14 protein-coding genes and 1 pseudogene are annotated in these 10,074 nt (G+C 71.2%); 9 read left to right on the top strand and 6 right to left on the bottom strand.

The window, feature by feature from the left end; all coding sequences use genetic code 11:
* Positions 1–325 precede the first annotated feature (325 nt).
* From dhaK to QMK24_RS22115, 4 genes are all read left to right on the top strand, one after another.
* Positions 326–1,318 carry a dihydroxyacetone kinase subunit DhaK gene (gene dhaK, locus QMK24_RS22130; RefSeq protein WP_283468328.1) on the top strand — a complete coding sequence of 331 codons (993 nt, stop codon included), beginning with the start codon at positions 326–328 and terminating at the stop codon, positions 1,316–1,318.
* A 144-nt stretch (positions 1,319–1,462) separates the two neighbouring features.
* The gene (gene dhaL / locus QMK24_RS22125; protein ID WP_283468395.1) at positions 1,463–2,110 is read left to right on the top strand and encodes a dihydroxyacetone kinase subunit DhaL; all 648 of its coding nucleotides are present in this window, start codon (positions 1,463–1,465) and stop codon (positions 2,108–2,110) included.
* Complete coding sequence (locus QMK24_RS22120) at positions 2,107–2,514, top strand: PTS-dependent dihydroxyacetone kinase phosphotransferase subunit DhaM (protein WP_283468326.1); 408 nt, start codon at positions 2,107–2,109, stop codon at positions 2,512–2,514. The genes dhaL and QMK24_RS22120 overlap by 4 nt, the downstream gene beginning before the upstream one ends.
* Before the next feature lie 197 nt (positions 2,515–2,711).
* Positions 2,712–3,368: a peptidylprolyl isomerase gene (locus QMK24_RS22115; protein WP_283468323.1), complete on the top strand. Its 657-nt coding sequence runs from the start codon at positions 2,712–2,714 to the stop codon at positions 3,366–3,368.
* A 107-nt stretch (positions 3,369–3,475) separates the two neighbouring features.
* Here QMK24_RS22115 and QMK24_RS22110 read toward each other — a convergent pair whose 3' ends face one another.
* The gene (locus QMK24_RS22110; protein ID WP_283468321.1) at positions 3,476–3,925 is read right to left on the bottom strand and encodes a GlcG/HbpS family heme-binding protein; all 450 of its coding nucleotides are present in this window, start codon (positions 3,923–3,925) and stop codon (positions 3,476–3,478) included.
* 146 nt (positions 3,926–4,071) lie between these two features.
* Positions 4,072–4,872: an MFS transporter gene (locus QMK24_RS22105; protein ID WP_283468319.1), complete on the bottom strand. Its 801-nt coding sequence runs from the start codon at positions 4,870–4,872 to the stop codon at positions 4,072–4,074.
* 154 nt (positions 4,873–5,026) lie between these two features.
* Here QMK24_RS22105 and QMK24_RS22100 point away from each other — a divergent pair, with 154 nt between their 5' ends.
* The 3 genes from QMK24_RS22100 to QMK24_RS22085 all read left to right on the top strand — a co-directional run bounded on the left by QMK24_RS22100 (position 5,027) and on the right by QMK24_RS22085 (position 6,957).
* The gene (locus QMK24_RS22100) at positions 5,027–5,485 is read left to right on the top strand and encodes a MarR family winged helix-turn-helix transcriptional regulator (protein ID WP_283468317.1); all 459 of its coding nucleotides are present in this window, start codon (positions 5,027–5,029) and stop codon (positions 5,483–5,485) included.
* Between the two features lie 315 nt (positions 5,486–5,800).
* Positions 5,801–6,466, top strand: coding sequence for a DJ-1/PfpI family protein (locus QMK24_RS22090; protein WP_283468316.1), 666 nt, complete (start codon positions 5,801–5,803; stop codon positions 6,464–6,466).
* A 65-nt stretch (positions 6,467–6,531) separates the two neighbouring features.
* Positions 6,532–6,957 carry a MarR family winged helix-turn-helix transcriptional regulator gene (locus QMK24_RS22085; protein WP_283468394.1) on the top strand — a complete coding sequence of 142 codons (426 nt, stop codon included), beginning with the start codon at positions 6,532–6,534 and terminating at the stop codon, positions 6,955–6,957.
* A 201-nt stretch (positions 6,958–7,158) separates the two neighbouring features.
* Here QMK24_RS22085 and QMK24_RS22080 read toward each other — a convergent pair whose 3' ends face one another.
* The 3 genes from QMK24_RS22080 to QMK24_RS22070 all read right to left on the bottom strand — a co-directional run bounded on the left by QMK24_RS22080 (position 7,159) and on the right by QMK24_RS22070 (position 9,059).
* Positions 7,159–7,830 (bottom strand): NUDIX domain-containing protein, encoded by a 672-nt coding sequence (locus QMK24_RS22080; RefSeq protein WP_283468315.1) that lies wholly within the window; start codon positions 7,828–7,830, stop codon positions 7,159–7,161.
* Complete coding sequence (locus QMK24_RS22075; RefSeq protein ID WP_502962689.1) at positions 7,827–8,180, bottom strand: DUF4406 domain-containing protein; 354 nt, start codon at positions 8,178–8,180, stop codon at positions 7,827–7,829. Before QMK24_RS22075 ends, QMK24_RS22080 begins: the two co-directional genes overlap by 4 nt.
* A 93-nt stretch (positions 8,181–8,273) precedes the next feature.
* Positions 8,274–9,059: a DeoR/GlpR family DNA-binding transcription regulator gene (locus QMK24_RS22070; RefSeq protein ID WP_283468311.1), complete on the bottom strand. Its 786-nt coding sequence runs from the start codon at positions 9,057–9,059 to the stop codon at positions 8,274–8,276.
* Between the two features lie 146 nt (positions 9,060–9,205).
* On the opposite strand from QMK24_RS22070, the pseudogene QMK24_RS22065 reads away from it, so the two are divergent.
* Positions 9,206–9,493 (top strand): annotated as a pseudogene (locus tag QMK24_RS22065) (response regulator transcription factor); the annotation flags it as partial.
* A 55-nt stretch (positions 9,494–9,548) separates the two neighbouring features.
* Here the strand turns inward: QMK24_RS22065 and QMK24_RS41880 are convergent.
* A complete protein-coding gene (locus QMK24_RS41880; protein ID WP_502962688.1) occupies positions 9,549–9,812 on the bottom strand; it encodes an ion channel in 264 nt (87 codons plus the stop codon).
* Between QMK24_RS41880 and QMK24_RS22055 the strand changes: the two genes are divergently transcribed.
* Entirely contained in the window at positions 9,803–10,021 is a 219-nt protein-coding gene (locus QMK24_RS22055) for a hypothetical protein (RefSeq protein ID WP_283468309.1), read from the top strand. The genes QMK24_RS41880 and QMK24_RS22055 overlap by 10 nt on opposite strands.
* The last annotated feature ends 53 nt before the right edge of the window (positions 10,022–10,074 follow it).

Here is a 10,074-nt window from a genome sequence, read left to right as displayed (position 1 = left end):
TCTCCTGGGTGCCCTGCCCACCGCAGGTTTTTCGGCATCGGGGGGCCGGCATACCGCCAGGCGGCGAAGAACGTGTGTTGCGGTCCACGACCCGTGGCGGCCTTCGCTTAATACTGGGGGCCATGGACGACAGAACCCCGCGCGTTCCAGCCACTGCTTGACGCGTCATCCACAAGGTCAGCATCATCCCCGCCGGGACCACTGGGACCACTGGGACCGTTGGGACCGTTGGGACCGCTGGCTCCCACTCTGAACTGCAAAGACCCCGCCTGAACTGCAAAGACTCCACTCAAAGACTCGCCTGCTAGTTCGCCAGGAGGTACCCATGAAGATGCTCATCAACGTGGCCGAGAGCGTGGTCGCCGATGCCCTGCGGGGCATGGCCGCCGCCCATCCGGAGCTGACCATCGACGTCGATCACCGGGTGATCGTGCGCCGGGATGCGCCCGTCAAGGGCAAGGTCGGACTTGTCTCGGGGGGCGGCTCCGGACACGAACCGCTGCACGGCGGGTTCGTCGGGCGGGGGATGCTCGACGCGGCGTGTCCCGGCGAGGTGTTCACCTCCCCCGTGCCCGACCAGATGGTCCGCGCGGCCGCGGCTGTGGACAGCGGCGCGGGCGTGCTGTTCATCATCAAGAACTACACGGGCGATGTACTGAACTTCGACATGGCGGCCGAACTCGCCGAGGACGAGGGCGTACGGATCGCCAAGGTCCTGGTCAACGACGATGTCGCGGTCCTCGACAGCCTCTACACGGCCGGGCGGCGCGGCACCGGGGCGACGCTGTTCGTCGAGAAGCTCGCCGGCGGCGCCGCCGAGGAGGGCGCGCCGCTGGAGCGGGTCGAGTCGATCGCCCGACGGGTCAACGAGTCCTCGCGCAGCTTCGGCGTGGCGCTCAGCGCGTGCACGACCCCGGCAAAGGGCAGCCCCACCTTCGATCTGCCCGCGGGGGAGCTGGAACTGGGCGTCGGGATCCACGGCGAGCCGGGACGTGAGCGCCGCGGGATGATGACGTCGGGCGAGATCGCCGATGTCGTCGTCGACGCCGTCGTCGAGGACCTGCGGCCCGACGCGCCGGTGATCGCCCTGGTCAACGGAATGGGCGGTACGCCGCTGCTGGAGCTGTACGGCTTCAACGCCGAGGTGCACCGGGCGCTGGCCGAACGCAATGTGCCGATCGCCCGCACCCTGGTCGGCAACTATGTGACCTCCCTGGACATGGCCGGCTGCTCGGTGACCCTGTGCCAGGTGGACGAGGAACTGCTGCGGCTGTGGGACGCCCCGGTCTCCACGCCGGGCCTGCGCTGGGGCTGCTGACCCCGACGACCCGCGATGACCCACGGCGGAACTGCGGCAGGGCCCTGTCATCGATCCGGTTCCGCCGTGCACGCAGTAAGCACGCCTGGCGCGCGCAGTTCCCGTAGAAAGGACCGCATGAACGTATCCACGGCTCCCGGCCCGGTGGTCGACGCCGAATTCCTGCGCCGCTGGCTGGCGACGGCGGCGGCGTCCATCGACCGCGAGGCCGGCCGGCTGACCGAACTCGACTCCCCCATCGGCGACGCCGACCACGGCAGCAATATGCGGCGCGGGTTCAGCGCGGCGCACGCCGCCGTGGAACTGGAGCCGCCGCAGACCCCGGGCGGGGTGCTCACCCTCGTGGGCCGGCAGCTCATCAGCACCGTCGGCGGGGCGGCGGGCCCGCTGTACGGCACCCTGCTGCGCAAGGCGGGAAAGGCGCTGGGCGACGGCTCGCCGGTCACGCCGGAGGAGTTCCGCGACGCCCTGCGCACCGGGGTCGAGGCGGTCGGGCAGCTGGGCGGGGCCGTACCGGGCGACAAGACGATGCTCGACGCCCTCATCCCGGCGGTCGAAGCGCTGTCCTTCGCCCTCGACGCGGGCGCCGGGCTCGTGGACGGTCTCGCCGCCGCCCGGATCGCCGCGGACGAGGGCGCGCTGGCGACCGTGCCACTGCAGGCCCGCAAGGGGCGCGCGAGCTATCTCGGCGCGCGCAGCATCGGGCACCAGGATCCCGGAGCCACCTCGGCCGCCCTGCTGATCGCCGCGTTCGCCGCCACCGCCGCCGCCGCCGAGGAGGCGACCGCATGACCGCGGGACTGGTCGGCATCGTCCTGGTCTCGCACAGCGCGGCGGTCGCGGAATCCGTCGTCCGGCTCGCCGCCGGCCTGGCCGGCGGCGGCGCCGTAGCGCCCGCCGCGGCGGCGGGCGGCACTCCCGACGGCGGTCTGGGCACCAGCTCGGAACTGATCGCGGCGGCCGCCCGGTCCGTGGACCAGGGGGCCGGGGTCGCGGTGCTGGCCGATCTGGGCAGCGCCGTACTCACCGTCAAGGCCCTGCTGGCCGAGGACGACGAACTGCCCGCGGGCACCCGGCTCGTCGACGCGCCCTTCGTCGAGGGCGCGGTCGCCGCGTTCGTCACCGCGTCCGCCGGAGCGGACCTCGCGGCGGTCGTCGCGGCGGCGGAAGAGGCGTACACGTACCGCAAGGTGTGACCGTCGGCCCGCCGCCCGCGCGGGAGGCGGGCGGGGGGCGGACCGGTTCCGAGGAGGAGCCGGTTTCGGAACACACCGGTTCGGGACACACCGGTTTCGGCCATCACGCCCCACGCGGCTCGCTGGGCGCATAGCGCACACGGGAGCGGGCAGGCATGGGGCGGCCATGTCGTGCTCGATTCCGGAGGGTCCGTCAAGTGAACCGTAAGCAATGGGCGTTGCTCACCGCCGCCGCCGTTCTCCCGCTCGGCATGACGACGGCCGCCGCGGCTGACACCCCGCCGCCGCCCACCGCCTCGTGTACGTACAGCCCGGCCGTCCCCGCCGACAACTTCAAGGGGATACCCGTCTTCAACGCGAAGAAGGCCGCCAAGCCGTTCAGCGCCACATTGAAGACCAGTCAGGGCGCCATCACCGTCAAGGCGCTGACCGGCAAGGCGCCGTGCACCACCTTCTCGTTCCGGTTCCTGGCCGAGCATGACTACTTCAACCGCTCGCACTGCCACCGGCTCACCACCCAGCGTCTGTACGTCCTGCAGTGCGGCGACCCGACCGGCACTGGGAGCGGCGGCCCCGGCTACTCCTTCCCCGACGAGAACCTGACGGGCGCCACCTACCCGGCCGGAACGGTGGCGATGGCCAACGCCGGGCCGAACACCAACGGCAGCCAGTTCTTCTTCGTCTGGAAGGACACCAAGCTCTCCCCCGCCTACACCCCGTTCGGCAAGGTCACCGCGGGCCTCGACGTACTGCAGAAGATCGCCGCGGCCGGCGAGGACGACCAGAACGGCCCCGGCGACGGCTTCCCGACCCTGCCCGTGAACATCAAGCAGGTCCGAATCAGCGCCAGGTAACGGCGGTCCCCGGCACGCGCACGAGCGCCCCGCATACGTCGTATGCGGGGCGCGGTCGCCTGGGGTCGGCATATTTCGGTCACAGCACTTCGGTGGGCCGTCTTCGGTCAGCGCTCCTCGGTGAGCGCGCGGAGTGCGGTGACGGCGATGCCGTGGTCCTGCTCCGGGGCTCCGCCGCCGAGGCTGATCGCGCCGATCAGCCGGTCGCCGCGGTGGACGGGTACGCCGCCCGCGATGAACAACAGCGGCCGGTCGAGGGCGGTCGGCAGGGTGTGGAACGGGGCGCCGGGCTGGACCGCCTCGACCAGGTCCGCGGTCGGGGCGTTCAACTGCAGGGCGGTGAACGCCTTCCGGGTGCTGGTCTCGCCCGAGATCAGCACCGCCCGGTCGTCGCGCCGGAAGGCCAGCAGGTGCCCGTCGGCGTCGAGAACGCTGACGCTGACCGGTACGCCGACGGCCTCCGCGGCGATGCGGGCCGCTTCGACGAGGGCCTCGGCGTCCTGGATGGTCAGCGGGAAGACGGCGGTGGGGGCTGCGGCGGGGGCGGTGACGCTCATGGGGGTGTTTCTCCTTGGTGCGGTGGCGCAGAGGGGTTCGGTGAGGGGGTTCGGAGCGGGAGTTCGTTGGCGGGAGTTCGTTGGCGGGAGTTCGTTGACGGGAGTTCGTTGGCCGGGCGAGCGGCCTAGGCTCAGCGACCGGGGGGTCAGCGGCCGGCCGGGACGGACACCGGCTCCTGCCCGGCGGCGGACTCAACGAGCGCGGCGGACGCGGCAGCCACGCCGGCGGCGACGATGCGGCCGCGGGCGGTGCTGCGACGCTCCAGGGCTCCCGACAGGATCGCGAGCGCCAGAGCGGCGGCGGCGAGCGCGGCGCCGACCCAGTTGGGCGCGGTGTAGCCGAGTCCGGCGGCGATGACGACGCCGCCGAGCCAGGCGGCGAGCGCGTTGCCGAGGTTGAAGGCACCGATGTTCACGGCGGAGGCGAGGGTGGGGGCGCCCGCGGCCTGGTCCAGGACGCGCCTCTGCAGCGGCGGGACGGTCGCGAAGCCCAGAGCGCCGATCAGCGTGACGGTGACCGCCGCCGCGATCTTGTTGTGGGCGGTGAGGGTGAACAGCACCAGCACGACGGCGAGGGAACCCAGCGACACGTACAGCATCGGCATCAGGCGGCGGTCCGCGTACCGGCCGCCGATCAGGTTGCCGCCGACCATGCCGAGACCGAACAGGACCAGCAGCCAGGTGACGGAGCTGTTCGCGAAGCCGGCGACGTCGGTCATCATCGGCGTGATGTAGGTGATGGCGGCGAAGACTCCACCGAAGCCGAGGATGGTCATCAGCGGGGCGCCGAGTACGACGCCGAGGGCATAGCCGGTGGCCAGGAATCCGGCGATCGGAATGGAGACGCCGTAGTCGGCGGCGACCTCGGGGAGCAGCCCCATGATCACGAACTCGGTGGTGCCGATTCCGAAGGCCCCGATAGCGAGGGCCAGGAGTGCGAGAGGCATGGGGGTCCACTTCCCAGTAAGGTTGCGATTGCGTCTTACGGGACCCCACAATAATTGCAGACGCCGTTCATTGTAAGCGCGGGCTATCGCGGTAGTGCTCTATCCTGGCCTGTATGCGCGCCCACGCCCGCACCTCGCCGCGGAAGGGACCCTCATGACCGCCACCGACCCCCCACTCACCGGTCTCGCCCAGGGCTGGTGCGCCCTGTCGCTGCTGCACGGCCGCATCGAGGCGCACATCGAGCGCGCTCTGCAGGCGGGGCACGACCTCAGCGTCCGTGAGTACTCGCTCCTCGACGTCCTCAGCCGCCAGCACGACGGCGAAGGCGGCCACCTGCGCATGCACCAGGTCGCCGACTCGGTTGTCCTCAGCCAGAGCGCGACCACCCGGCTGGTCTCCCGCCTCGAGGACCGCGGACTCCTCTCCCGCTACCTGTGCCCGACCGACCGCCGCGGCATCTACACCAACGTCAGCGAAGCCGGACTGAAACTCCTCGCCGAGGCCCGGCCGACCAATGACGCCGCCCTGCGGGAGGCCCTCGACGAGGCCGCGAAGAACCCCGAGCTCACCTCCCTGGCCAACGCCGTCGAGTCGCTGGGCGTCCCCGCCTGAAGTGCCTGACCGGCGGGTGGCCGTCGCCTGGTGTCCGACGGAACGCTTGGGTTCCTGGGTCAGCTCGACCGGCGTGGTTGAGCCGCCCAGGACGGGTCCGTTTCCGTGATATCGCACAGGGGTCCGCCGGCCTTTTCCGTGAAATAGGCCTCGGGGTGGGGGCCTTGGATGGTCATGTCCCCGGGGGTGGGGAAGTAGGCGCGGCGCAATCCGATGCGCGCTTGTAACTCCACCCGGCCGCCGGCGCGGCTCCGGCCGACGCACCGGACGTCCCCGCTATTGACAGCATCCTGTCTATTTGACAGGATGCTGCATATGGAGACGCGAGAGTACGAGACGCAGCAGACGCGCCAGGCGCAGCCGAAGAAGATCGTCCACGTCGCGGTGTACGACACGCTGGCGGACTGGGAGACCGGGCACGCCATCGCGCACATCAATTCCCCGCAGTGGCAGCGCGAGCCCGGCCGCTACCAGGTGCGGACAGTCGGTATGAGCCCGGAGCCGGTGACGACGGCCGGTGGGGTGCGGATCGTTCCCGACACCGTGCTGGGCGAACTGCGGCCACAGGACAGCGCGTTGCTGATCCTGACCGGGGCGTACGCCTGGGACCTCGGGGAGGACAACGCGGCATTCGCCCGGACGGCACGCGAGTTCCTCGCGGCCGGGGTGCCGGTCGCCGCGATCTGCGGAGCGACGGCGGGCTTGGCGCGCGAGGGGCTTCTCGACGACCGCGAGCACACCAGCGCGGCCGCCGAGTACCTCGCGGCCACCGGTTACCGGGGCGGCGAGCACTATCGCGAGACGGACGCACTGACCGGGGGCGACCTGATCACCGCGGGACCGACGGAGCCGGTCGCGTTCGCCCGCGAGATCTTCGCCAAGCTCGACCTGTATGAGCCGGACGTGCTCGACGCCTGGTACCGGCTGTTCGCCAACTCCGACGCGAGCGCCTTCTCCGTCCTGATGGCGGCCGGATCGTGACCCAATCCGTTCCCCCTGTTCCCCCTGCTCCCCCCCAGGGCCCCGAGACCCCCGACGCCGGCCCGCTGCTGTCCGGCACAGCACTGGCGGTCTTCCGGCTCAACGGCCAGTTCCTGGAGGTCTCCGAACGCCTCGCCCGCCCGGCCGGCCTGACGGCCGCCTGGTGGCAGGTGCTCGGGGCCGTGCTCCGGGAGCCGCTTCCGGTGTCCGGCATCGCCCGCGCGATGGGCATCACCCGGCAGAGCGTCCAGCGCATCGCAGACCTGCTCGCGGACCAGGGCCTCGCCGAGTACGTGACCAACCCCGCCCACCGCAGGGCGAAACTGCTGCGACCCACCGAGGAGGGCCTGGCGGCGATCCGCCGCATCGGCCCCGCCCACGCCGAACTGGCCGCACGGCTTGCGGACCAGCTCGGAACAGAGGAGTTCGCGAACACGCTGCGGGTGCTGGAGCGGCTGTCCGAGGCAATGGAAACGATCATCGACGAGTGACGCAGCCGGCCACCAGCCACCAGCACGATGGGGCGGGGATCGTCCTCAGTCCGTAGCGCGCTTGATCACTGAGAACAGAGCCTGGAACAGGTCGAGGAGCGTGGCCTGCCGGCCGATGCCCGCCATGGTGTCAGAGGAGGCACCGACAAGCCGCCCAATACCAGCCGTTCGATCGCGCGCGAGAGACTACGCGGGCCGGGGCTACGGGTGAGCTTGCGCGGGTCCGAAGGGGCCGTCGAGGGCGGCCCATTGCAGCAGCATGATGGTCTTGGCGTCGGCGATGGCCCCGCTGCGGATCATCGCGAGCGCTTCGGCGAACGGCAGCTCGACGACGGTGATGTCCTCACCCTCGGCAGCGATCCCGCCACCGGCGGCGGTGGAGGTGGCCGGGCTGTAGGGGGCGGCGAAGAAGTGCAGCCGCTCGGTGACCGAGCCGGGGCTCATATAGACGTCGAAGACGCGGCGGACCGCGCCGATGACGTGCCCGGTCTCCTCGGCCGCCTCCCGGCGGATCGCCTCGCTCGGGCTGTCGCCGTCCAGCAGACCGGCCGCGGTCTCGATCAGCATCCCGTCACGGTGGCCGTTGACGTAGGCGGGGAAACGGAACTGACGGGTCAGCAGCACCGTACGGCGGTCCGGGTCGTAGAGCAGGATCGTGGCGCCGTCGCCCCGGTCGTAGGTCTCGCGTTGCTGGCGGCTCCACCGGCCGTCGCCGTGCTGGAAGTCGAAGGTGGTCCTGCGCAGCACATACCAGTCGCAGGACAGCACTTCCACGTCCCGCACTCGCACCCGCGGGTTCCCGGTCAGGTCGCGACCCTGGCGGTCCAGGCCGGTGCGGCCGCGGCGGTCGGGGGCGTCGATGCCGGCGGTCATCGTGCCGCGGGGATCTCGTCGAGGGTGGCGTAGACGTCCTTGCCCGCGGCGCGGGCCTGTTCCGCCATCAGGTCCGCACCCGACGACGGGCCGCCGATGCGCAGCACCGCGTCGCAGCGGTCCAGCAGCCGTTCGGCGATCGGATGGAAGATCTCATCGAAGGCCGCGTCTCCGGGGCGGGTGCTTCCGGCGACCTCCAGCAGCGGCAGGGCCAGGGCCTCGCCGGTCACCGCCAGGTGTCCGGCGCGGAAGAGGCGCAGAGCGGTTTCGTTCATCGCCCGCACATGCGCGGCGAGTCGGGCCGGGTCGTCGCCGGTCCCCGACCGGTAGGGGCCGGCGACCAGGATCATCAGCGGACGCGGGACAGCACGCACAGCATCACTCCGTACACGGGTGGGGTCCCGGGCCGGCGGCACCGGGACGAGACGAGGGGCGGGCGCGGATCAGGCCAGGACGATGTCGACTCCCGCATCGCGCAGGGCGGTGAGCGTCTCGGGCCCCTTGGGATGGGTGGCGACGTCGTCGGCCGCGGTGTCCGTGACGAAGGTGTCCACCCGGTCGAGGGTGGTGACCCGGCTGAACGCGCGGACGCCGAGCTTGGTGGCATCGGCCACCGCGATGGTCCGGGTGGCCTGGGAGAGCGCGGCCTGCTTCACGGCTGCGTCGTCGAGGGAGAACTCCGACCACCCGTACGCGGCCTGCACGCCGCCGATCGACATGACGAACGTGTCGAACGCCATCGTCTCCAGGGTCCGCACCGCGTGCGGTCCGATCAGCGACCGCTCACCCGGACGGGACTCACCGCCGATCACCAGCAGCCGGATCCCGGGCCGGTCCGCCAGCCGCACCGCCGCCTGCAGACTGAGCACCGCCACTGTCAACGGCGCACGGGCGATCAGGTGCTCGGCGACGTGGACGGTCGTCGTACCCGCGTCGAGCAGCACGGTCGCCCCCGGCTCCACCAACCCGGCCACCGCACGACCGAGACGGTCCTTGGTCGCCGCCTGCCACCTCTCCCGGACCGCGAACCCGGACTCCCCCTCCCGCGAACGCGTCGCTTCGGCGCCCCCGTGCACCCGCTTGACCAGCCCCTGGCGCTCCAACTCATCCAGATCGCGCCGCACGGTCATCTCCGACACACCCAGCCGCCGGGCCAGTTCCGCAACGGAGACACGATCGGCGCCCTGCACGAGCCGCAGAGTGAGATCCAGACGATTCGCTACTCCCATGCCCCATTTCTAACACAGCAATGTTCGAATAAACAACATCATGTGACCTTTGCGGAGTACGACACAGCAGGCCGGAGTACGACACAGCAGGCATTGGCAGCGCCTACAGGTCGCGGCGGTCCACGACGATCAGGGCGAGGAGGATGGCGATGAGGGCCCCCAGCGTCACCCGCCGCCTGATCGCGGACTTCGCCGGCCGCCCGGAACCCACTACGAGCCGCCAGGTGGCCGACAACGTCACGGAACGGGAACGCGAGGTGCTCACCCTCGTCGGGCGCGGCATGTCCAACACCGAGATCGCCGCCGAACTGTTCATCACCGTGGCCACCGTCAAGACCTATGTGACCCGGCTGATCGCCAAGCTCGGGGCCCGCGACCGGGTCCAGCTCGTCATCATCGCCTACGAGACGGGCCTCGTGGCCCCACCCCGGTGAACGGCGTTCTGACGCCCGCGGTGGTGACCGTGACCGGGTCGCCAGGACGGCTCGCTCAGCGCTCCTGCGCCTCTTCGCCCGGCCGGTCGGGCATGTCGGGGCGGTCGGGCCGGTGCGCGAGGCGGAGCCGCGCCGCTTGGAGCACCAGCCGAAGCCCCAGGCCGATGAGGACGAGATTCAGAAGCATCTGCACGGTGACCGCGATCCTCGCCGGCTGGCTGACGGGAACAAGGTCGCCGAATCCCACCGTGGCGAAGACGCTGTGAAATAGAGGGCGTCGACCCGGCCAGCGACGCGCTGAAAGCCGGGGTGTCCACATGGCTGAGCGAGGCGTACCCCGCGGTGAAGGACAGCAGGAACAGCGCGACGACGGTGGTCAGCGCCCAGGCCGCACGCAGGGCCGGATGGGCCGCGTGCAGCACCGCCCGCACCTGGAGCACCAGAACGGCGGCAACCAGCAACATCGCGCCGACCAGCCGCAGCGTCACTGATCCCACTCCCCTGGAGTCGCTCGGCAGCAGCGCGTAGGCCGTCAACAGCGGGGCAATTGTCAGCAGGCACCCGGCGGCGGTCCGGGCCAG

The sequence above is a fragment of the Streptomyces sp. PH10-H1 genome (assembly GCF_030063355.1).
Taxonomy (GTDB): Bacteria; Actinomycetota; Actinomycetes; order Streptomycetales; family Streptomycetaceae; genus Actinacidiphila.
The sequence above is the reverse complement of the archived record's forward strand: the minus strand, read 5'-3'. Positions and strand labels throughout refer to the sequence as shown.

Excerpts from the sequence above, each read along its gene's own strand:
- QMK24_RS22070 (WP_283468311.1), bottom strand. The coding sequence starts at position 9,059 with ATGGGAGTAGCGAATCGTCTGGATCTCACTCTGCGGCTCGTGCAGGGC.
- QMK24_RS22120 (WP_283468326.1), top strand. The coding sequence starts at position 2,107 with ATGACCGCGGGACTGGTCGGCATCGTCCTGGTCTCGCACAGCGCGGCG.
- QMK24_RS22080 (WP_283468315.1), bottom strand. The coding sequence starts at position 7,830 with ATGACCGCCGGCATCGACGCCCCCGACCGCCGCGGCCGCACCGGCCTG.
- QMK24_RS22100 (WP_283468317.1), top strand. The coding sequence starts at position 5,027 with ATGACCGCCACCGACCCCCCACTCACCGGTCTCGCCCAGGGCTGGTGC.
- QMK24_RS22105 (WP_283468319.1), bottom strand. The coding sequence starts at position 4,872 with ATGCCTCTCGCACTCCTGGCCCTCGCTATCGGGGCCTTCGGAATCGGC.
- QMK24_RS22075 (WP_502962689.1), bottom strand. The coding sequence starts at position 8,180 with ATGATCCTGGTCGCCGGCCCCTACCGGTCGGGGACCGGCGACGACCCG.
- QMK24_RS22090 (WP_283468316.1), top strand. The coding sequence starts at position 5,801 with ATGGAGACGCGAGAGTACGAGACGCAGCAGACGCGCCAGGCGCAGCCG.
- QMK24_RS41880 (WP_502962688.1), bottom strand. The coding sequence starts at position 9,812 with ATGTGGACACCCCGGCTTTCAGCGCGTCGCTGGCCGGGTCGACGCCCT.
- QMK24_RS22110 (WP_283468321.1), bottom strand. The coding sequence starts at position 3,925 with ATGAGCGTCACCGCCCCCGCCGCAGCCCCCACCGCCGTCTTCCCGCTG.
- dhaK (WP_283468328.1), top strand. The coding sequence starts at position 326 with ATGAAGATGCTCATCAACGTGGCCGAGAGCGTGGTCGCCGATGCCCTG.